The sequence below is a fragment of the Burkholderia sp. 4NA327C6 genome (genome assembly GCF_005502655.1).
GTDB classification, from domain to species: Bacteria; Pseudomonadota; Gammaproteobacteria; order Burkholderiales; family Burkholderiaceae; genus Burkholderia; species Burkholderia contaminans.
On sequence record NZ_SCNZ01000014.1, the window covers coordinates 40507 to 61554 of the forward strand.

19 protein-coding genes are annotated in these 21048 nt (G+C 66.4%); 10 read left to right on the forward strand and 9 right to left on the reverse strand.

What is annotated here, in order from left to right:
• Positions 1-17: 17 nt before the first annotated feature.
• Genes gspK through gspG form a run of 5 tightly spaced genes read right to left on the reverse strand, consistent with a single transcriptional unit; the run spans position 18 to position 3282 of the window.
• Positions 18-1148 carry a type II secretion system minor pseudopilin GspK gene (gene gspK, locus FFS49_RS16310; protein WP_105815441.1) on the reverse strand — a complete coding sequence of 377 codons (1131 nt, stop codon included), beginning with the start codon at positions 1146-1148 and terminating at the stop codon, positions 18-20.
• Positions 1149-1150: 2 nt separating this feature from the next.
• Positions 1151-1840 carry a prepilin-type N-terminal cleavage/methylation domain-containing protein gene (locus FFS49_RS16315; RefSeq protein ID WP_081421161.1) on the reverse strand — a complete coding sequence of 230 codons (690 nt, stop codon included), beginning with the start codon at positions 1838-1840 and terminating at the stop codon, positions 1151-1153.
• Complete coding sequence (gene gspI / locus FFS49_RS16320) at positions 1818-2219, reverse strand: type II secretion system minor pseudopilin GspI (protein ID WP_105815494.1); 402 nt, start codon at positions 2217-2219, stop codon at positions 1818-1820. The genes FFS49_RS16315 and gspI overlap by 23 nt, the downstream gene beginning before the upstream one ends.
• 2 nt (positions 2220-2221) lie before the next feature.
• Positions 2222-2791: a GspH/FimT family pseudopilin gene (locus FFS49_RS16325; RefSeq protein WP_105815442.1), complete on the reverse strand. Its 570-nt coding sequence runs from the start codon at positions 2789-2791 to the stop codon at positions 2222-2224.
• Positions 2792-2829: 38 nt separating this feature from the next.
• Positions 2830-3282, reverse strand: a complete 453-nt coding sequence (gspG, locus tag FFS49_RS16330) for a type II secretion system major pseudopilin GspG (RefSeq protein ID WP_039351904.1) — start codon at positions 3280-3282, stop codon at positions 2830-2832.
• Between the two features lie 175 nt (positions 3283-3457).
• On the opposite strand from gspG, the gene FFS49_RS16335 reads away from it, so the two are divergent.
• Positions 3458-3868: a type II secretion system protein N gene (locus FFS49_RS16335; RefSeq protein WP_039351532.1), complete on the forward strand. Its 411-nt coding sequence runs from the start codon at positions 3458-3460 to the stop codon at positions 3866-3868.
• Between the two features lie 35 nt (positions 3869-3903).
• Here the strand turns inward: FFS49_RS16335 and gspF are convergent, their stop codons facing one another.
• Genes gspF through gspD form a run of 3 tightly spaced genes read right to left on the reverse strand, consistent with a single transcriptional unit; the run spans position 3904 to position 8949 of the window.
• On the reverse strand, positions 3904-5121 hold the full coding sequence (gspF, locus tag FFS49_RS16340) for a type II secretion system inner membrane protein GspF (RefSeq protein ID WP_039351519.1): 1218 nt from the start codon (positions 5119-5121) through the stop codon (positions 3904-3906).
• Between the two features lie 4 nt (positions 5122-5125).
• Positions 5126-6625, reverse strand: a complete 1500-nt coding sequence (gene gspE / locus FFS49_RS16345; RefSeq protein ID WP_039351516.1) for a type II secretion system ATPase GspE — start codon at positions 6623-6625, stop codon at positions 5126-5128.
• A complete protein-coding gene (gene gspD, locus FFS49_RS16350; protein ID WP_105815444.1) occupies positions 6622-8949 on the reverse strand; it encodes a type II secretion system secretin GspD in 2328 nt (775 codons plus the stop codon). The genes gspE and gspD overlap by 4 nt, the downstream gene beginning before the upstream one ends.
• Before the next feature lie 366 nt (positions 8950-9315).
• Here gspD and FFS49_RS16355 point away from each other — a divergent pair, with 366 nt between their 5' ends.
• Positions 9316-9765 (forward strand): lytic transglycosylase domain-containing protein, encoded by a 450-nt coding sequence (locus FFS49_RS16355; protein ID WP_105815445.1) that lies wholly within the window; start codon positions 9316-9318, stop codon positions 9763-9765.
• Between the two features lie 159 nt (positions 9766-9924).
• Positions 9925-11238, forward strand: coding sequence for a GTP-binding protein (locus tag FFS49_RS16360; protein WP_071335404.1), 1314 nt, complete (start codon positions 9925-9927; stop codon positions 11236-11238).
• Positions 11239-11356: 118 nt separating this feature from the next.
• Here FFS49_RS16360 and FFS49_RS16365 read toward each other — a convergent pair whose 3' ends face one another.
• Positions 11357-11635: an HU family DNA-binding protein gene (locus FFS49_RS16365; RefSeq protein ID WP_006401505.1), complete on the reverse strand. Its 279-nt coding sequence runs from the start codon at positions 11633-11635 to the stop codon at positions 11357-11359.
• Positions 11636-12023: 388 nt separating this feature from the next.
• On the opposite strand from FFS49_RS16365, the gene mnmC reads away from it, so the two are divergent.
• The 7 genes from mnmC to FFS49_RS16405 all read left to right on the forward strand — a co-directional run bounded on the left by mnmC (position 12024) and on the right by FFS49_RS16405 (position 20911).
• Complete coding sequence (gene mnmC, locus FFS49_RS16370) at positions 12024-13970, forward strand: bifunctional tRNA (5-methylaminomethyl-2-thiouridine)(34)-methyltransferase MnmD/FAD-dependent 5-carboxymethylaminomethyl-2-thiouridine(34) oxidoreductase MnmC (RefSeq protein ID WP_105815446.1); 1947 nt, start codon at positions 12024-12026, stop codon at positions 13968-13970.
• Positions 13971-14641: 671 nt separating this feature from the next.
• Positions 14642-15856 (forward strand): cation:proton antiporter, encoded by a 1215-nt coding sequence (locus FFS49_RS16380; RefSeq protein WP_039351502.1) that lies wholly within the window; start codon positions 14642-14644, stop codon positions 15854-15856.
• Between the two features lie 14 nt (positions 15857-15870).
• Positions 15871-16986: a YbdK family carboxylate-amine ligase gene (locus tag FFS49_RS16385; RefSeq protein WP_006490006.1), complete on the forward strand. Its 1116-nt coding sequence runs from the start codon at positions 15871-15873 to the stop codon at positions 16984-16986.
• Between the two features lie 508 nt (positions 16987-17494).
• The gene (locus tag FFS49_RS16390) at positions 17495-18133 is read left to right on the forward strand and encodes a MarR family winged helix-turn-helix transcriptional regulator (protein ID WP_027788730.1); all 639 of its coding nucleotides are present in this window, start codon (positions 17495-17497) and stop codon (positions 18131-18133) included.
• A 28-nt stretch (positions 18134-18161) separates the two neighbouring features.
• Positions 18162-18872, forward strand: a complete 711-nt coding sequence (locus tag FFS49_RS16395; RefSeq protein WP_039352211.1) for a glutamine amidotransferase — start codon at positions 18162-18164, stop codon at positions 18870-18872.
• 215 nt (positions 18873-19087) lie between these two features.
• Positions 19088-20200, forward strand: a complete 1113-nt coding sequence (locus FFS49_RS16400; RefSeq protein WP_071335402.1) for an NADH:flavin oxidoreductase/NADH oxidase — start codon at positions 19088-19090, stop codon at positions 20198-20200.
• Positions 20201-20380: 180 nt separating this feature from the next.
• Positions 20381-20911, forward strand: coding sequence for an SET domain-containing protein-lysine N-methyltransferase (locus tag FFS49_RS16405; RefSeq protein WP_039351492.1), 531 nt, complete (start codon positions 20381-20383; stop codon positions 20909-20911).
• The last annotated feature ends 137 nt before the right edge of the window (positions 20912-21048 follow it).

Below are 21048 nucleotides of genomic sequence, written 5' to 3' on the forward strand. Positions count from 1 at the left end.
TCTCCCGATTGGCGTCGTTATAGCTGGTCGCGAATGCGCACGACCCGTGTCGAGTGCGTGGTCGGATCACGATACACGAGCGAGGTGCGATCGACCTCCGCGCGTTCGTGCTGGATCCGGCCATGCACGATGAAATAGCTCGAATTGACGTCGATGACGCTCGAGTCGAGCGTCACGTTCGGCGCACCGGCGCCGCGCAGCGCGAGCTGCACGTCGGCGACGTTGCGGAAAAACACGGTCTCGCGGCGCGACACGAGCGCCTGCGCGGACGACACGCTCATCCCCGGCATCAGCGCCGCGATCACCTCGGCCGGCGCCGTGTTCATGTTCACGGGCGTCGTGGTCGGCAGCACGGTGACGAACGGGCGCAGCCGCGCGACCATCTCGGGCGTCACGCCGTCGACGTCGAGCAGGCTGTCGACGCCCGTCATCATCAGCGGCGCGGGCCCGCGATCGCCGCCCGTCATGCCGGGATCGTCGGTGAAGCCGCCGCCGCCTTGCTGATCGGTCGTCACCGGCGCGGTGACCGGCGGCGCCGTGCCGCCACCCGGCAGCGTCGGCATCTGGAAACGCGTCGCCGAATTCAGCAGGCTCGCGCGCACCTGCAGCGCGATGCGCTTCGCGAGCGCGCCGTCGTAGCCGAGCGTCGTCAGCAGGCGCTGGAACGCCTGGACCTGCGTGACGTTCAACTGCAGCACGCCGGGCGCCGGCGACGCCACGAGGTTGCGCAGGTTGAACTTCGCCTGCGCGTCCTCGATCGAGCCGGAGATATAGGTGTCTTCGCCACCGGTGTCGTTGGGCGCACCGATCCGGCCGAGGAAGTCCGACAGTTTCGTCTTCGCGATCGGCACGCCCCAGATCCCGCCGAGATACGTAATGCCGGGCGCCGTGTCGCCTTCGGAACGCAGGATCATCCGCGTCCAGTCGAGCGCGCCGCGCGCGACCCACTGCGCCTGCGCGATCACGCGCTGGTTCTCGATCCGGCGGATCTGCACCTGCTGGCGCCACAGCATCCCCGAGACGAGAATCGCCGACAGCGCGACGACCAGCAGCGCGGTGATGATCGCCGCGCCGCGCTGGCGGCCGCGTGGCCGTGCGCGACCGGCGACACGGGCAACGAGCAATGAGCGGTGAGGGCGCGCGCGCATGGTCATTCCCCGACGAGGAAGATGCGCGTGACCGGCACGCGCAGCGACGTCGCGCCGATGCTGACCTGCAGCCCCGTCACCGCGCGTGCGGGCGGCGCGTTGCCGATCTGCGGCACCTTGAGCGCATCGTTGTTCTGCGCGAGCGCGTCGTTGGCCGTCTGCAGGTTGGTGGTCCAGCCCACGCGCGGCACGTACAGCTTCGCGTCGATTGCGCCGACGCCGCCCATCAGCGCGACCCAGCTCCAGCCTTCGACGCTGCTGTCCTTCAGCATGTTGCGCAGCCGGTTCGCGTCGTCGATCGGCGGCGATGCATAACGCACGACGCGCCCGCCGGCGATTCGGTAGCGGACCACCTGCAGTCGCGGCGCCACGCCCGGCACCTCGAGTTCGCGGACGATCTGCAGCGTATTGCCGGCCACGCCGATCGCCGGCTGGCCGGCCTCGTCGTCGGTCGCGGCAAGCCGCGCGTCGATGCGCATCTGGTCGAACATCTGCGCGAACACGCGTTCGTCTTCCATTGCGGCCGCGACCTTGTCGCGACCGCGCATGATCTGGTCGAGCCCGCGCCACGCGAGGATCGCGACCACCGCGAGGATCGCGATCGCGATCATCAGCTCGATCAGCGTGAAGCCGCGGGCGGGGCGGGCGAGCGGGCGTCGCATCGGCGCGTCAGAGCGGACGGCTGGTTTCATTCGCGACCACCGTCACCATTTGCGCGAGCACGCCGATGTGCCCGGGCATGCTCACTGAAATCCGCACGCGCCGGAACACCGGGTTGGGTGTGGTGCTCACGCGCTGCGTGCAGACGAGCTGCACGTTGCCTTGCGAGCAGTCGAAACTCTGTTCGCCGACCTCCGGCCACGCATGCGTGAGCCGCATCTGCGCGAGCGCGTTGTCGGCGCTCCAGCCGGCGAGCAGGCGGTGATGAAGGTCGGACGCGTTGTTCGCCATCGTGCCGACCGCGCGGATCGACGCGGCGAGCGCGACCGCGATGATCGCGAGTGCGACCAGCACCTCGATCATCGTGAAACCGCGCGATGAAGAAACGGAAGAGGGCAGGCGACGACGCATCGTCATTGCACCTCGTAGCGGCCGTTGCCGGTGCCGACGATCGTCGCGCTGCCGACCGCCGAATGCAGCGTCACGCGTACCGGCGTGTCGATGCTCTCGGTACCGAACACGACGCGATTCGCATGCGTGTCGGACCCCGGATAGTCGATGTCGGCGCCCGTGACGCCACCGTCCCAGTCGCGCGGGCGCAGCAGGTCGTCGCGCAGCGTGCGCCAGCCGTCGGGCGAGCTCACGTCGAAACGGAAGCCGTGCGCGGTGGGCTGCCACGCGATCGGCCGGGCACGCACCTGCGCTTCGTCGCCGGCAGTCTCGAACAGCAGCGCGATGCGCTGCGCTTCCTCGCGCAGGTCGGTGCGCGGATTGCGCGTGAGCGACAGCGACGCGAGCGACACGAGCAGCCCCGCGATCACGAGCACGACCAGCATTTCGAGCAGCGTGAAGCCGCGCGCGCGACGACGCCGCGCGCCATGCAACGCCTGCCCGCCGTCGGCACGCACCGGCGCGGACGAAGCCGCACCGCGACGCACACGGCAATCGCGGCCGCAGCGGAAGGTCGTGCGAGTGGCGAGCATGAAGAAGGGAACGAAGCGTCGGGCCGGTCAGTGAGCGCTTATTGCCACGAACCGATGTCGGTGTCGTTGCCTTCGCCGCCTTCCTTGCCGTCGGCGCCGTAGCTGAACACGTCGATCTCGCCGTGCACGCCCGGGTTCAGGTACTTGTAGCCGTTACCCCACGGATCGTTCGGCAGGCGCTCGAGATAGCCGCCGTCCTTCCAGTTGTTCGGGATCGGATCGGTGGTCGGCTTCTGGATCAGCGCGTTCAGGCCCTGATCCTGCGTCGGGTAGCGGCCGTTGTCGAGACGGTACAGCTTGAGCGCCTGCATGATCGTGCCGATGTCCTGTTTCGCGGCGATGCGGCGTGCCTCGTCCGGGCGGCTCATGATCTTCGGCACGATCAGCGCCGCCAGGATCCCGAGGATCGCGACCACCACCATGATCTCGATCAGCGTGAAACCGCGCTGACGACGCACGGCCGCGTTGCGGCGAGTGATCCACGTTTGCATGACTGACTACCTCTTTCCAAAAAATGTCGTGGGTTGAGTGACGCGCCCGGCGCACCGGACGATTGCCTGACGGCAACCTTCCGAACCCGCGGGCGCGGAGCACGCATTGTAAGGCGCGCATTGCCGAGGGCTTTCACCCAACGCAAATTTCATATACATCCGTACAATAGCGCGCATGAACGCGCTCTCGATCCGGATCCTCTCCCTAGCCCTCTTCGCGGGTTTGTGCGCGACGGCCACCTACTGGGTCGTCACGCTGTCAGCCCGCGAAGCGCCGCTGCCCGCCGCCGCCGCGCGGCTGCCGATCCGCACCGAGGACGCCGCGGCGCTCTTCGGCGGTCAGCTCGACAAGAACGCCGTGCAGGACATCCACCTGTTCGGCATCCTCGCGCTCGACCACGGCGGCGCCGCGATCATCGGTGTCGGTGGCGAACCGCCGCGTGCCGTGTCGCTCGGCGCGGACGTCACGTCCGGCGCGAAGCTCGCCGAAGTCCGCCCCCGCTCGATCATCGTCGAGCGCAACGGCGCCCGCACCGAAGTCCAGCTGCCCGCCAACACGCCGTCCCCGGCGATCTACGTGCGCTGAAGCCGAAGGCGACGGCCCGACCCGCGGTCAGGCCGTCACTGCACCATGTTGTTCAGCTCGATGATCGGCAGCATCACGGCCAGCACGATCACGAGCACGATGCCCCCCATCGCCAGGATCAGCAGCGGCTCGAGCAGGCTCGTCAGGAACATCGTGCGACGCTCGAGCTCGCGCGCTTCGCCTTCGGCCGCGCGATCCAGCATCGTCGTCACGTCGCCCGTCGCTTCACCGGAACGGATCAGGTGCACGAGCACCGGCGGAAACGTCTTCACGTTGTTCAGCGCGCGCGACAGCGCGGAGCCTTCGCGCACGCGCACGATCGCGTCGTCGATGTTCGCGCGCATCGCGCGGTTCGACAGCGTCTCGCCGGCCGCCTGCAACGCGCGCAGGATCGGCACGCCCGCCGCGGTGAGAATGCCGAGCGTGCTCGCGAAGCGCACCGTGTTGTAGCCGCGCACGAGCTTGCCCGCGAGCGGTGCGGTGAGCACCCAGCGGTCGAACGCGAGGCGCGGCCCGTCGCGCGACAGCGTCGACTTCACGAACCACACGATCAGCACGACGGCGATCAGGATCGCCCACCACCAGTGCCGCACGAAATCCGACAGCGCCATCATCACGATCGTCAGCACGGGCAGCTGCTGCTTCGTGCTCGCGAACACGTTGACGACCTGCGGCACCACGTAGCTCAGCAGGAACGTGACGATGCCGAATGCGATCAGCGTGACGATCCCCGGATACGTGAACGCCAGCAGGATCTTCTGCTTCAGCGCGTTGCTCTGCTCGATGTAGTCGGCGAGGCGCGACAGCACGATGCCGAGCTTGCCGGTGTGCTCGCCGGCCGCGACGAGCGCGCGGTAGATTTCCGGGAAGTCGCGCGGATGCTGGCCCAGCGCATTCGCGAGCGAATGACCGCCGAGCACCTCGGCGCGGATCGCGGCCATCAGTTCGCGGATGTAGTCGCGCTCGGCCTGCTCGGTCAGCACGCCGAGCGCCTCGTCGAGCGGCAGCCCGGCGATCAGCAGGCTCGCGAGCTGGCGCGTGAGGATCGCCTGTTCGCGCTGCGACAGCTTGCGGCCGAACGCGAGCCGCTGCGAACGCGCGCCGCGCGTCGCGCTGGCGGCCGGTTCGACGACGAGCGGCGTGAGTCCCTGCGTACGCAGTTGCCCGCGCGCGGCGCGTGCGCTGTCGGCATCGATGACGCCTTTCTGCGCGCGTCCCGCCGAATCGATTGCTTCGAAACGGAATGCCGGCATCGCGCTATGCGCCTCCCGTCACGCGCAGCACTTCCTCGAGCGACGTCGCACCGGACGCGAGCCAGCGCTCGGCGTCGTCGCGCAGCGTGCGCATCCCTTCCGCCCGGCCGGCGGCGAGAATCTCCGCGTCGGCCGCGTTGCGGTGAATCAGCGAGCGGATCGACTCGTCGACCAGCAGCAGCTCGTACACACCGCGCCGGCCCGAATATCCCGAGTGCCCGCACTTGTCGCAGCCGACCGGATGCCACACGGTGCGGCCTTCTTCCTGGCGTTCTTCCTTGCAGACGGGGCAGAGCTGCCGCACCAGCCGCTGCGCGAGCACGCCGAGCAGCGACGACGCGAGCAGGTAGGGCTCGACACCCATGTCGGTCAGACGCGTGACGGCCGAGGCCGCATCGTTCGTGTGCAGCGTCGCGAGCACGAGGTGGCCCGTCAGCGACGCCTGCACCGCGATCTGCGCGGTTTCGAGGTCACGGATTTCGCCGATCATGATCACGTCCGGATCCTGGCGCAGGATCGAGCGCAACGCACGGGCGAAGGTCATCCCGATCCGCTCGTTCACCTGCGTCTGGCCGATGCCGCCGAGGTCGTATTCGATCGGATCCTCGACGGTCATGATGTTCGTCGTCGCGGTTTCGAGCCGCGACATCGACGCATACAGCGTGGTCGTCTTGCCCGAACCCGTCGGGCCCGTGACGAGCACGATGCCGTGCGGGCGCGCGATCAGCTTGTCGAACTGCACGAGCGTGTCGCGGCCCATCCCGAGCGCTTCGAGGTTCAGCCGCTGCGCATCCTTTTCCAGCAGACGCAGCACCGCACGTTCGCCGTGCCCGGTCGGCAGCGTCGACACCCGCACGTCGACCGGCCGGCCGCCGACGCGCAGCGTGATGCGGCCGTCCTGCGGCAGGCGCTTCTCGGCGATGTCGAGCTGCGCCATGATCTTGATCCGCGAGATCAGCGCGCCGTGCAGCGCCTTCTTCGGGCGCACGACGTCGCGCAGCGTGCCGTCGACGCGAAAGCGCACGACCGACGCATTCTCGAACGGTTCGATGTGAATGTCCGACGCCTGTTCGCGTGCAGCTTGCGTGAGCAGCGCGTTGATCATCCGGATGATCGGCGCGTCGTCTTCCGACTCGAGCAGATCCTCGACTTCGGGAATGTCCTGCATCAGCCGCGACAGGTCGACTTCGCCTTCGACCTCGCCGACCACCTGCGCGGCGCTGCCGTCCTGGCGAGCGTACGCATGGTTGATCGCCTGCGCGAGCTCGTCGGCCGGCACGCGATGCACGGAGATCGAGCCGAAGTTGCGCGCGATTTCCGCGAGCGCGGCATCGCTCGTGCGTTCGCTGATCCACACCTCGAGCGTGTCGTCGAGCTGGTGCGCGATCAGCACCTGGCCGCTCTTCGCGAAGCCGTACGGCAACAGTCGCGCGGCGAGCGGCGACGGCGGCTGCCGTTCGCCCGGCGCGCCGTCGTGGGTGGAAGAGGCGTGCACGTCGCTCACTGCGACGCTCCCGGCGTGGCCGTCAGCGGCTGTTGCGGCACGACTTGCTGCGGCACGCTCTGCGGCTGCGCGGGCGTCGCTTCCGGCAACGGCTGGGCCGGCACCGGCGCGACCTGGCGCTGCAGCTGCTGGCGACGCATCTTGTCGAGATCGAACAGGTTGCCCGCCGGCGTGCCGCCCTGGCTCGGACCCAGCGGCATTGGCGGGACAACCGGATCGTCCTTGTCGCGCATCACGTTGTTGTCCGACTTGTACGCGCCCGTCACGCCCTGGATGTAGTCGTAGCGGTTAGCCGTGACTTGCTGCGCGACATTTCGATCGTTGATGATCACCGGGCGCAGGAACACCATCAGGTTGGTCTTCTGGCGGTTCTTGTTCTCCGAGCGGAACAGCTGGCCGATCCACGGGATGTCGCCCAGCAGCGGCACCTTGCTGTTCGACACCGCGTAGTTGTCCTGCATCAGGCCGCCGAGCACGATGATTTCGCCGTTGTCCGCGAGGATCGTCGACTGGATCGAGCGCTTGGTGAAGGTCGGACCGTTGACTGCGGTCGCAGTAGAGGTCACGACCGCCGAATCCTCCGTGTAGAGCTGCAGCTTCAGAATACCGCCATCGGTGATCTGCGGCTTCACGTGCAGCGTGAGACCGACGTCGCGGCGATCGTAGGTATTGAATGCGTTGTTCGTGTTGCCGCTCGTCAGGTTCGAATACGAACCCGTCGGAATCGGCACGTTCTGGCCGACGACGATTTTCGCTTCTTCGTTGTCAAGCGTGACGAGGTTCGGCGTCGACAGCACGTTCGCGTCACTCACGCCCGCGAAGTAATTCAGCAGCGCGCCGAGGCCCTGCACGCCGAACATGTTGTGCAGCCAACCGACGTTGAGGCCCGGCAGGAGAGTCTGCCCCAACGCGCCGAGACCCGTCGCACCGCCGGCTGCAACCGCGCCCGACACACCGAGGATGTTGCCGGTGGGTGTACCGGGAGCGCTGAAGTTCGTGCCACCGAGAAACTGGCCCTGAGCGATTTGCCACTGAATGCCGAGGTTGCCGGACGTGTTCGAGTTCAGCTCGACGATCAGCGCTTCGATATAGACCTGCGCACGCCGCGCATCGAGCTGGTCGATCACCGAGCGCAGGTTCCGGTAGACCGGATCCGATGCGGTAATGATCAGCGAATTGGTCGCCGCATCGGCCTGGATCATCCCGCCCGGCTGGTTGTCGTCGCCCTTGTCCTTGTCGCCGCCGAGCAGGCCGCCGCTGCCGAGCCCGCCGCTGCCGGACGAGCCGCCGTACGACGACGAGGAGGACGAGCCGCCGAGGCCGCCCGACGGCAGCGGCGGGGTGCCCGACGTGCCGGTCGAGAAGTTGCCGCTCGACGACGAGCCGCCGTTCTGGTTGAAGCTGTTCGCATCGTTGGACGACGCCGACGAGCCGCTGTCGCTGCCGCTGCCCTTGCCGAGCATCCCGCGCAGCGTCTTCGCGAGCTTCACCGCATCGGCGTTGCGCAGCGGCACGACGTGCATGTTGCCGGGCACCGCGCTCGGCGCATCGAGCTGCTGCACGAGGCGCTTGGCGGCCGCGAGGCGCGATGCGCTCGACGCGCGCAGCATCAGCGAGTTGGTGCGCGGGTCGGCCGTGACCGACACCTTCAGCGTCGCGTCGCTGTTGCCGATCGCGCCGGGGTCGAGCATTTTCTGCAACTGCTGGGCGAGATCGATCGCGTTCGCGTTGCGCAGCGGCACGACCTGCACCTGCGCGCCCGCGGCGCTGTCCACGCCGGCGATGATCTGCGCGATGCGCCGCACGTTGTCCGCGTAGTCGGTCACGACGATCGTGTTGTTCGCCGGGTAGGCGGTGACCGTGTTGTTCGGCGAGATCAGCGGCCGCAGCACGGGCAGCAGGTTGTTCGCCGATTCGTTGTGCAGCTCGAACACCTGCGTGATCACCTGGTCGCCGCGCGCCTGCGGCGCATTGCCGACGTAGGTCGGCACGCCCTGCAGTTTCGCGTCGGCCTCGGGCACGACCTTCAGCACGCCGTGATCCTGCACGAGTGCGAAGCCCTGCATGCGCAGCGCCGACTGCAGCGTCTTCAGCGCCTGGTCTTCCGGCACCGGCCGTTCGGCCACGAGGTTGAGCTGCCCCTTCACACGAGGGTCGACGATGATGGTCTTGCCGGTTGCGGCGCCGATCGCCTTGGCGACCTGGTCGATATCCGCGTTCACGAAATTGAGCGTGACCTGAGCGTAGGCGGCCTGCGAAACGATGATGCCGGCGACGATCAGGGTCGTGGCGACACGCCGCATAACGAAGCGATTTCTTGTCATGGATGAATGGGTCGATGCCGGCTCAGGCCACTTCCGGCGGTAGTGCTGGGATCCAAGTCCGAAAGAGGCGACATTAGCAGTTTTTCATGTCCGAAATATCACATTGATCCGAAGACTGTCTCACATACGACATGTATCCGGCGAACCGTATGCAATATGTAAGATTCAACGCTATTCTCGGCATGCGGCCATCGCCCCCGTTTCACGATGAACCGACACGGAAATGCGGTATAACCGGGCGGCCGTTTTCCTGTATGTCGCAAGCTGACGGACTGTCGGTATGATACGGGCGGCACGTTTCTCGTCGCACGAATAACAGGCACGGGTTTTCCCGACCCTCACGCATTTTCTTGTCGATTCCGCACCATGAACAGACGGTTCGTTTCGGTCGTGTTGATCGCCGCCGGCGGGTATTTCGCCAGCGCGAACGCTCGCGCGGACTGTTTCGACGAAGCCGCTAAATATCAGCAGGTCAATCCGCTGATCCTGCGCGCGATCGCGTGGCAGGAGTCGCGCAACCGGCCCGAGGCGCTGAACAAGAACACGAACGGCTCGGTCGACTACGGCCTGATGCAGATCAATTCGATTCACCTGCCGACGCTGTCGCGCTATGGAATCGGCCGCGACACGCTGATGGAGCCGTGCAAGAACGTGTACATCGCCGCATGGCATCTCAAGCAGAAGATGAACCGCTACGGCAACACGTGGCAGGCGGTCGGCGCCTATCATTCGGAAACCCCGTCGCTGCGCGACAAGTATGCACGGCAGATCGCCGGCATCCTGACGCAGTGGAAGCTGCTGCCGCCCGTGCAGTGACCCCGCGCCGCAGCGCGGCCTGACGCCGTAGCGGCCGGCCGGCGCGCGTTTGATGCACAATGCGGATCTCACGCCGCAATTTCGCCCGTCCGCGGGACGATCGCGCCCCGGAAGGGCGTCGCGGCCGCTTTTTCAATTTTTCCGTTGGTGCATATCGCTATGAATCCGGCAATGAACCAGCCGTTGCCCGTCACCGTGCTGTCCGGCTTCCTCGGCGCCGGCAAGACCACGCTGCTCAATCACATCCTCGCGAACCGCGCGGGCCTGAAAGTCGCCGTGATCGTCAACGATCTCGCGGCGGTCAACATCGATGCGTCGCTCGTGCGCGACGCGCAGGCGCTGTCGCACGTCGAGGAACGCCTCGTCGAGATGTCGAACGGCTGCATCTGCTGCACGCTGCGCGACGACCTGCTCGTCGAGATCCGCACGCTCGCGTCGGAAGGCCGCTTCGACGCGATCATGATCGAATCGACCGGCATCGCGGAGCCGATGCCGATCGCCGAAACCTTCACGTTCGTTGACGACGACGGCACGTCGCTGTCGACGATCGCGCGGCTCGACACGCTCGTCACCGTGGTCGACGCGTACAACTTCCTGCGCGACTACGGCTCGGACGATGCGCTCGCGACGCGCGGCATCGCCGCATCGGAAGAGGACGACCGCACGCTCGTCGAGCTGCTGATCGAGCAGATCGAATTCTGCGACGTGCTGGTGATCAACAAGGCCGATCTCGTCGCCGCGGACGACCTCGCCCGCCTGCAGCACATCCTCGCGCGACTCAACCCGCGCGCACACCAGGTCGTGTCGACGTTCGGCAACGTGCCGCTCGACGAAGTGCTGAACACGGGCCGCTTCGATTTCGACGAGGCCGCGAACGCGCCGGGCTGGCTCGCGTCGCTCGATCACGATCACACGCATTGCGACGACCCGGACTGCCATGACGAACATCATGCGCACGTGCACGGCGAAGCCGACGAATTCGGCATCGGTAATTTTGTTTACCGCGCGCGCCGGCCGTTTCATCCGGCGCGACTCTGGGCGCTGCTGCATCAGGAGTGGCCGGGCGTGCTGCGCAGCAAGGGCTTCTTCTGGCTCGCGACGCGCAACGACATCGCGGGTTCGCTGTCGCAGGCGGGCGGCGTCTGCCGGCATGGCCCGGCGGGGCTTTGGTGGGCGGCGCAGGATCGCGCGGAATGGCCGGACGACGACGAACTGCTCGGTGAAATCCGCGCTGAATGGCACGGCGATCTCGACGATCGCGCAGTGGGCGATCGCCGGCAGGAACTCGTGCTGATCGGCATCGCGCTCGACGCGGATGCGTGGCGCGCGAAGCTCGATGCGTGCCTGCTGACCGATGCGGAATTCGCGCTCGGCGCGGCCGGATGGCACGCGTTCGACGATCCGTTCCCGGCGTGGGATGTCGATTCCCACGACGACGACGATCACGGCGACACGCAGATCGTGCACGCGTAACGCGTTGTAAAAACAACCGTTAAATCTTGCAAGAGGGGCGCGGACTGTGGCGAAAATGCCGCGCGCGCCCAACAAAAAACCCGCCTCTCGGCGGGTTTTTCTTGGAACAGGCGCTGGTTTAGCGCTTGTTGACGGCGTCCTTGAACGCCTTGCCAGCCGTGAACTTGACCGTCTTGGCTGCCGGGATCTTGATGGTTTCGCCCGTCTTCGGGTTGCGGCCCGTACGTGCTGCGCGCTTGCCCGAACCGAAGCTGCCGAAGCCGATCAGCTGAACCGCATCACCCTTCGACACGGCCTTCTTGATGACTTCGAGCAGCGTGTCCAGCGTTTCGCCGGTTTGAGCCTTGCTGGCGCCCGTTTGGGCGGCGACGGCGTCGATCAGTTCCTGTTTGTTCATTAAGGTTCCTTTATCAGGTTAGGTTGACACGAACAGCGCGAACGCGCCGATTATACGTGCGCGAACCGTGCCGTCGAGAGTCAGACTCCGACGACACAGCGCCGAATCCTGGCCCGCGCGACGCGCCCTCCGGTGAGCCGGTGGCCACCCCGCGGTACGGCGTTGCTATGATAGCGCAGCGCAAACCCAATAACGACAAGGGTTTCAAAGATTTTCATCGGTATTTCGCCGAATGAATCATCGACTGCCCGTTTTTTGACCAGCGCCAGCCGGACAGGATACGCAGCGCGGTCCGCCCGTGCGCCGCGCCGTTGGCTTTTTCCAACGACCGGTCGGACGGCCCCGCGCAATCCCTTGCCAGGCTTGGCTGCCACGTTTTTTGTTTCGCATGACCGACCGACTTGTTCCCGCCACGCTCGCGCTTCGCGACGACGGCACGCTCGCCTCGCCCGAGTTCGGCGATCTCCACCGCGGTGCATCCGGCGCGCTGGCGCATCGCGTGTTCGTCGCGGGCAACGGGCTGCCGGCGCGCTGGCAGGGCCGCCGCACGTTCACGATCGTGGCGACCGGATTCGGCGCGGGCGGCAGCTTTCTCGCGGCCTGGGCCGCATGGCGCGACGATCCCGCGCGCTGCGAGCGGCTGCATTTTGTCGCAGTCGAGCCGCATCCGTTCGCGCGCGACGACCTGCGCCGTGCAGCTTCCCATATCGTTGCGGACACAACCATATCGGCGGATGTCGATGCACTTGCCGACGCGTGGCCGATGCTCGTACCGGGCCTTCATCGACTCGAATTCGACAAAGGGCGCGTCGTGCTCACGCTCGCGTTCGGCGATGCAATCGACATGCTGGGGAAGATCGTCGCGCGCGCCGACGCGTTCTGTCTCGACGGCCTCGCGTCATCGAGCGACGCGGATCTTCAGTCGGCCGACGCGGTTCGCGCGCTGTCGAAAATCGCCGGGGAACACGCCACGTTTGCAGCGCATGCGAGTTCCGACGCGTTGAAACACGCGCTCGGCAAATCGGGTTTCACGTATCGCGAAGTCGACGATCTGCTCGTCGGCGAATATGCGCCGCGCTGGCGCGCGCGCCGGCACGAGCCGCCGCTCGCCCTGCCTGTTGCGACGCGCCGCGCGATCGTGATCGGCGCGGGGCTGGCGGGCTGCGCGGTCGTCGAACGTCTGGCCGCGCGCGGCTGGGAAGTCACGCTGATCGAGCGGCACGAGCGGATCGCGAGCGACGCGTCGGGCAATCCGGCAGGGGTATTCCATCCTTTGATGACACGCGACGACAACGTCGCGAGCCGGCTCACGCGCGGCGGCTTCCTGCATGCGATCGCACGCTGGCGCGCACTCGAACGTGCCGGCCACGCATTCGCGCGCAGCACGCACGGGATGATCCATCTCGCGGAATCCGCCGACGACTTCGAGCGGATGCGCGAGGCATTCGATGCGTTCGGCGCACCGCCCGACTATGTGTCGCTCCTCGGCGTCGACGCCGCGCGCGCGCATCTGAACCTGCCGGTCGCGCAGGGCGGCCTGCTGTTTCCGCACGGCGGCGCCGTCTGGCCGGCCGGCCTTTGCGCGGCCCAATACGCGGCGGCCGGCGAGCGCGTGCGCTTGCTCGCGTCCACCCGCGTTGCCAAGCTCGAACGCCGGGGCGACGCGTGGCACGCACTCGACGATGCGGGCGGCACGCTGGCAGAAGCGCCTGTCGTCGTGGTCGCGAATGCCGGCGACGCCGCGCGTCTCGCCGGGCTGCAACATGTCGCGCTGCAACCGGTGCGTGGCCAACTCACGTTGCTGCCGGCCGGCAGCACGGCACCGCTGCCGTGCCCCACGATCGGCGACGGTTACGCGGTGCCGCTCGACGACGGCACGCTGCTGATCGGCGCGACGTTCGAACCCGACGACGTCGATCCCGCGATGCGTGCGGCCGGCCACCTCGAAAACATCGAGCGCGTACGGCATCTGCTACCGGGCCTGATCGGCGACCTGCCGGATCCCGACGCACTGCGCGGCCGCGTCGCGTTCCGCTGGGTCGTCGGCGACCGCCTGCCGCTGCTCGGCCCGCTTGCCGACGAAGCAGGCGCCATCGCCAATGCTCGCGCGCTGGGCGGCGCACAGGCGCGCGACCTGCCGCGCCTGCCCGGGCTCTACGGCGCATTCGGCTTCGGCTCGCGCGGCCTCGTATGGGCGGCACTCGGCGCCGAACTGATCGCCTCGCAACTCGAAGGCGAGCCGTGGCCGCTCGAGCGCGAACTCGCCGATGCCGTCGACCCCGCACGCTTCCTGATCCGCGCATTGCGCGCGCGCCGCGTCGGCCAGGCCGGTTGACCGCTCACTCGAGCCGCTCACAGTTTCCCGACTTTTTCACGCAAGGTTATCCACTCGACGCTGTGGATAACCGCGCGAAATCCGCGCGCACTTCGTGTGTAATCACAGTGGACGTAAACTGGGCAACTCGGCACAGCTGTGAAGCGGCCCAAAAGTTGCTCAACTCAAATGTCTGTGCACGAACAGCCTGTGCAACCGGTTATGGTTTCGCCAACGCATTGATCCATCAGCGTAAACCGGAGTTATCCACAGAACTGTGGGTCCTTTGTTAACTTCTACTATGTATATATACAAGTAAACCTTTGAAACCAAAGACCTGGGGTGCCGCACAGCGCCGCGAGTCGATTCAATGGGTTCCAGACCGAAAAAGCTGTGGCACAATCGGTTTCCTTCGCGTTCATCCGGCCAGGCGCCGGACATGCTTCAATGGAACGGTCGGCACGATTTCGAATCTGAATCTTCGAGACTGCGCAGTCCGTTCACACACCAGGCCGACAATCCAGATCGGCAACCTGAACGACTTTCCGCCCTGTGGCGGAAAAGGCGGATCCCATGTCCCGCCGTCGTCGACACAACAATCACATTCGGGGCGATACCCAGCCGGCGCGCATCCATTTCTGACGCTTGACCCCGCGTCGCTGGCGGTCGCTTCCAAAGGAGAAGTCACCACGATGAAGTCGGCGTTCTCATTCCTGCCCAACTGGCCGCTTACGCCGGATGCCGTGTTCTGGGCCGGGCTCGCGTTGTTCGCGGCCGGCCTGTGTGGCGAGCTTTGCTATCGCGCATGGCGTCTGCCTCGCATCACCGGTTATGCGGTGATCGGTCTCATCGCCGGATCGTTCGGATTCGGCGTGATCGATGCCAGCACCGACGAAACCTCGCGGTTGCTGATCGACGTCGCGCTCGGCCTCTTGCTGTTCGAGCTCGGCAGCCGCCTCGACCTGCGCTGGATCCGGCGCAATCCGTGGCTCATCGCGTCGAGCCTCGCCGAAGCCACGCTGACGTTCGTGCTGGTGCTGTTCGTGATGCTCGCGCTCGGTGTGTCGGGGATGGTCGCGTTGGTGCTGTCGGCGATCGCGATCGCGACGTCGCCGTCGATGGTGATCCAGCTGAAGACCGAACTGCGCGCGGAAGGGCAGGTGTCGCAACGCCTCATCACGCTCACCGCGCTCAACAGCGTCTATGCGATCGTGCTGACCAAGCTCGTGACGAGCTGGCTCCACCAGGAAGCGTACGGCAACGTTTTCGCGACGATCCTGCAGCCGCTCTACCTGCTCGCGGGTTCGTTCATCGTCGCGTATGTCGTTGCGCGTTCGTGCAACTACCTGTTCCGCCACATGACGGCAACGATGCGCGACGAGCATTCGTTCGTTGCGTTGTTCGGGCTCGTGATGCTCGCGATCGCCGTTGCCCAGGCGCTGAAGCTGTCGACGCTGCTCACGCTGCTGCTCGCCGGCATCATCGTGAAGAACCTCGAAGCGCGTCCGCAACTGTGGCCCGAGCACTTCGGTACGGCCGGCTGGCTGCTGACGGTGACCCTGTTCGTCCTCACGCTCACGTCGTTCACGTGGGGCGACATCGCGCTCGGCGGGCTGCTCGCGATCGTGCTGATCGTCACGCGGCTCGTCGCAAAGCTGGCCGGCGTCGTCGCGTTCGCGAAGCCGAGCGGCATCGGGATGAAGCAGGGCATCGCGCTCGGCATCGCGCTCACGCCGATGTCCGCGCTGTCGTACCTGCTCGTCGACGACACCTACCAGCTCTATCCGAATTTCGACCCGCACCTGCGCGCGATCGTGATGTGCACGATCGTGATCCTGCAGCTCGTCAGCCCGTTCATCGTGTACCGCTGCCTGTCGGCGGTCGGTGAACGCAGCGACGGCAACTGATTCCGGAACCTGCCATGGCACTCGAAACCTTCGTCAATTCCGAGCCGTTTACGTTTGGCGTCGAACTGGAGATCCAGGTCGTCAACACGCACAACTACGACCTGACCAAAGCGGCCTCCGACCTGATGCGCCTGATCCAGGGCGAGACCTTCCCGGGCAACATCACGCCGGAAATCACCGAGAGCATGATCGAGCTGTCCACCGGCATCTGCCATTCGCACGAGCAGGCGGTCAGCGAGCTGCATGCGATTCGCGACGTGCTCGTGAAGGCGGCCGACCAGCTCAACGTCGGGCTGGCCGGCGGCGGCACGCATGCGTTCCAGCAATGGAGCGACCGGCAGATCTACGATGCGCCGCGCTTCCAGTACATCTCCGAGCTGTACGGCTATCTCGCGAAGCAGTTCACCGTGTTCGGCCAGCACGTGCACATCGGCTGCCCTGATCCCGACAGCGCGCTGTTCCTGCTGCACTCGATGTCGCGCTTCATTCCGCACTTCATCGCGCTGTCCGCTTCGTCGCCGTTCGTGCAGAACGTCGACACCGGCTTCCATTCGGCACGCCTGAATTCGGTGTTCGCGTTCCCGCTGTCGGGCCGCGCGCCGTTCGTGCTGACCTGGGACAGCTTCGAGGAGTACTTCACGAAGATGGTGAACACCGGCGTCGTCAACTCGATGAAGGATTTCTACTGGGACATCCGGCCCAAGCCCGGCTACGGGACGATCGAGGTGCGCGTGATGGACACGCCGCTGTCGGTCGACCGCGCGGCGGCGATCGCCTGCTACATCCAGACGCTCGCGCGCTACCTGCTGACCGACCGGCCGCTGAAGCTGTCCGAGGACGACTACCTCGTCTACACGTTCAACCGTTTCGAGGCGTGCCGCTTCGGGCTCGAGGGCACCTGCGTGAATCCTCAGACGGGTGAGCGCCGCACGATCGCCGAAGACATCCTCGACACGCTCGACCGGATCGCGCCGCATGCGGCCGCGCTCGGTTCGCGCGCGGCGCTCGACGAGATCGGCGCGCTCGCCAAGGCGCGCGTGAACGACGCATCGTGGTTGAGAACCGTTTTCAAACAGGAAAAATCGCTCAATGAGACGGTCCGCCAGCAGTGCTTACGTTGGCGCGAGTGAAAAAATGTTTTGCAGATTACGGGGTCGACCAAGTCGCGATTCACTGAACGAGTGGCGGCCCCGATTGCCGCCGAAATCGTTGCCGGTTGTCCTGAAAATCTGTGGATAACCTGATATTCCTCAGCAAAGTCAACGGTCTGTGCGCGGGATAACCCGGTGGATCATTGCGGTCGGCCCGATGGCCGATCCGAACAGGAAAATGCCCTTGCGCACCGTTCGGCGGGCGTTCGGCATAGCAGGCACAACGAAAAATTTTGGTTATCCAACGATTTTCCACAGAATGAAGGGGATAACTTAGCTGTGCGATTTTCCGCTCTCGCTTAGAATGTCGGCTTTGCGGACACCGGAACGATGCGTGTCTTACCGGTCGCCGCGAACGCGACCGCCGCGTGTGCCCTCGCGACGGCCGTGCTGACATACTCGCAAGAGCATGTCTGTTTTGAGATAGACATTCGATCTCCACACTACGGCCGCTCGGCAAACCGGGCGGCGGCAAAGCGAAAAGACTATGAGCGAAGGCGTTTACGGGAATCAGGCTTCGGGACGTGTGACCCACAGCCTGCTGCGGTTGAGTACGGCCATGCGAAGCCAGGCATGGGATTGGGCGGAAGGCGCAGGCCTCACGCCGACGCAGGGCGAGATTCTCGTGCTGCTGCTGCAGCGCAAGGGCCCGATGCGGCTCGGCGAGATCGCGCGCGAGACGCAGCTGACCGCGGCGACCACGAGCGATGCGGTGAGCACGCTCGAAACGAAGGGGCTCGTCGAGAAGCGCCGTGCGCTGGACGACGGCCGCGCGCTGGCCGTGCGCCTGTCGGCCCGTGGCCGGACGGCCGCGAAGAAGGCGCTGCAATGGCCTGAATTCCTGACGAAAGCGGTCGGCAAGCTCGGCGCGGACGAGCAGGGCGCACTGTATCGCGCGCTGCTGAAGACGCTGCGCGAACTGCAGGTGGCCGGTGCGACGCCGCCGCAGCGCATGTGCCTGACGTGCGCTCACTTCCAGCCGGGCAAGCTGTCGAAGAAGACCGTGCATCATTGCGCGGCGCTCGACATCTCGATGTCCGACAGCGATCTGCGTCTCGACTGCTCGGTGCAGGAAGAGGCCGACGCGGCGACGCAGAAGAAGACCTGGAAGATTTTCGCCGGCTGACGTCCGTCGATCGACCGGGAGGCCGATGATGAACGCTGAAGTCGTGGCGATCCGCCACGTGCATTTCGAGGATCTCGGGAGCTTCGAGCAGGTGCTCGGCGAACGGGGCCGGCGGGTGCGCTACGTCGACGTCGGGTCGTCGCGGGTCGAGGTGCTCGACGTACTCGAGCCGTCGCTCCTCGTCGTGCTCGGCGGGCCGCTCAGCGTGTACGACGATGCGCAGTATCCGACGATCGCGCCGCTCGCGGCGCTCGTGCGCCAGCGCATCGACGCCGGGTTGCCGATCCTCGGGATCTGTCTCGGTTCGCAGTTCATCGCCCGGGCACTCGGTGCGCGCGTCTATCCGGCTGCCCGGCATGAACTCGGCTGGACGCCGCTGACGCTCACCGATGCCGGTCGCGCGTCGCCGCTGCGCCATCTCGATGGTGCGGCGACGTCGATGCTGCACTGGCATGGCGACACGTTCGACCTGCCGGGCGGGGCGATTCATCTCGCATCGACCCCGGCCTGCCGTCACCAGGCATTCGCATGGGGCCGGCACGTGCTGGCACTGCAGTGCCATCCGGAAATCCGCACCGACCGTTTCGAACCGTGGCTGATCGCGAACGCCGGCGAAATCGCGGCGACGCCCGGCATCGACGCGCGTCAGTTGCGCGCCGATACCGCTCAGCACGGCCCCGCGCTCGAGGCGGCCGCGCGACGCATGTTCGCGGAGTGGCTCGACAGCGTCGGACTCTGACGCCGCCAGCGGCACCGCCGTTCGCCGCGCAGGGGTTGCCCGGCCCGCATTCGTTGCAGGCCGGCGCATCGCCGTATGCGCCGCCTTTTCTTCGTTGCCGGCAACCTGCCGCCGGTCGTACCTGACCATCCGCTTACTGCCGAGCGCGCCGTCGGCAAGCTTGCCGCCTGCATGCTACGCTCGTCCGCTCTTACCTTTCCTGGCGAGCGGCTTCCATGACTGCGCTGTTTTCCCCGTTCACGCTGCGCGGCGTGACCCTTCCGAACCGGATCGTGATCTCCCCGATGTGCCAGTATTCGGCCGAACGCGGCGAGGCGACCGACTGGCACATGATTCACCTCGGCCATCTCGCGCTGTCGGGCGCGGGGCTGCTCTGCATCGAGGCGACCGCGGTGGAACCCGACGGGCGCATCACGCATGGCGACCTCGGCCTCTGGGACGATGCGACCGAAGCCGCGTTGAAGCCGGTGCTGGCCGCGATCCGCAAGCATTCGCCGGTCCGCGTCGCGATGCAGCTGTCGCATGCGGGGCGCAAGGCGTCGAGCAACGTGCCGTGGCAGGGCGGCCAGCTCGTGTCCGTCGCCGACGGCGGCTGGTTGCCGCATGCACCGTCGGCCGTGCCGCACAAGGACGGCGAGACGCCGCCGCTCGCACTCGATGCTGCCGGCCTCAACCGGATCCGCGACGCGTTCGCGGCCGCGGCGAAGCGGGCCGCACGGCTCGGCATCGACGCGATCGAAGTGCACGCGGCGCATGGCTACCTGCTGCATCAGTTCCTGTCGCCGCTCGCGAACCAGCGCACCGACGAATACGGCGGCTCGCTCGAAAACCGCATGCGCTTTCCGCTCGAGATCTTCGAGATCGTGCGCGCGGCGTTTCCGGAGGATCGGCCGGTCGGCGTGCGCGTGTCCGCGACCGACTGGGTGGAAGGCGGCTGGGAGCTCGACGATACGATCGCGTTCGCGCACGAACTGAAGCGCCGCGGCTGCGACTGGATCGACGTGTCGTCCGGCGGCGTGTCGCCGCTGCAGAAGATTCCGCTGTCGCCCGGCTACCAGGTGCCGTTCGCGCAGGCAGTGAAGCGCGCGGTCGGCATGCCGACGATCGCCGTCGGCCTGATCAACGAGCCCGCGCATGCGAACCGGCTCATCGAGGCCGGCGATGCCGATTTCGTCGCGATGGCGCGTGCGATGCTGTACGACCCGCGCTGGCCGTGGCACGCGGCGGCCGAGCTCGGCGCGCAGGTGACGGCGCCGCCGCAATACTGGCGCTCGCAGCCGCGCGAGCACAAGGCGTTGTTCGGCGACATCGCATTCGGCCAGCGTTGAGCACCGCGCGCGCAATATTGCGCGTGATGTTGAACGAAGCAATCGTGAACGTGTAGGATGCGGGTGATTCGCCGCATGCCCCGACGCGGCACCCACCGGTGCCGCGTTTTCGTTTTGCGCGACGCCAGGCCGTGACTACGGCCGTATTCCATTCAAGTCGTCTTCACAAGGATTCGTTCGATGAGTTCACGCAGGATCGCGGTGCGCCGCTCGGGAGTACACGGCAAGGGCGTGTTCGCCGTGGCGCCGATCAAGGCCGGCGAGCGCGTAGTGGAATACAAGGGCGAACGAATTTCGTGGAAGGAGGCGCTGCGCCGCCACCCGCACGACCCGAGCGAACCGAACCATACGTTCTACTTCGCACTGGACGAGGGCGGCGTGATCGACGGCAAGATCGACGGCAACAGCGCGCGCTGGATCAACCACTCGTGCGCGCCGAACTGCGAAGCCGAGGAAGTCAAAGGCCGCGTGTACATCCACGCGCTGCGCGACATCGGCCCCGAAGAGGAACTGTTCTACGACTACGGCCTCGTGATCGACGCGAAGCTGACGAAGAAGCTCAAGCGCGAGTACGCGTGCCATTGCGGCGCGGCGTCGTGCCGCGGCACGCTGCTCGCGACGTCCGACGAGGGCGGGAAGAAGAAAAAGAAGAAGGACAAGAAGGACGGCAAGTCCGAGTCCCGGCCGAAGGACAAGAAAAGCAAGAAGTGACGCAGGGGGCGGCGCATCGTGCGCTGCCGCTGCCGCTGCCGTTCCAGCGGAAGGCGGCCGCATCGTGCAGCCGTGCTTTCCGCCTTCCTCATCCGGCGCGCGGCCCGATCAGCGGCCGCCCGCCGCGAGTTCCTCAA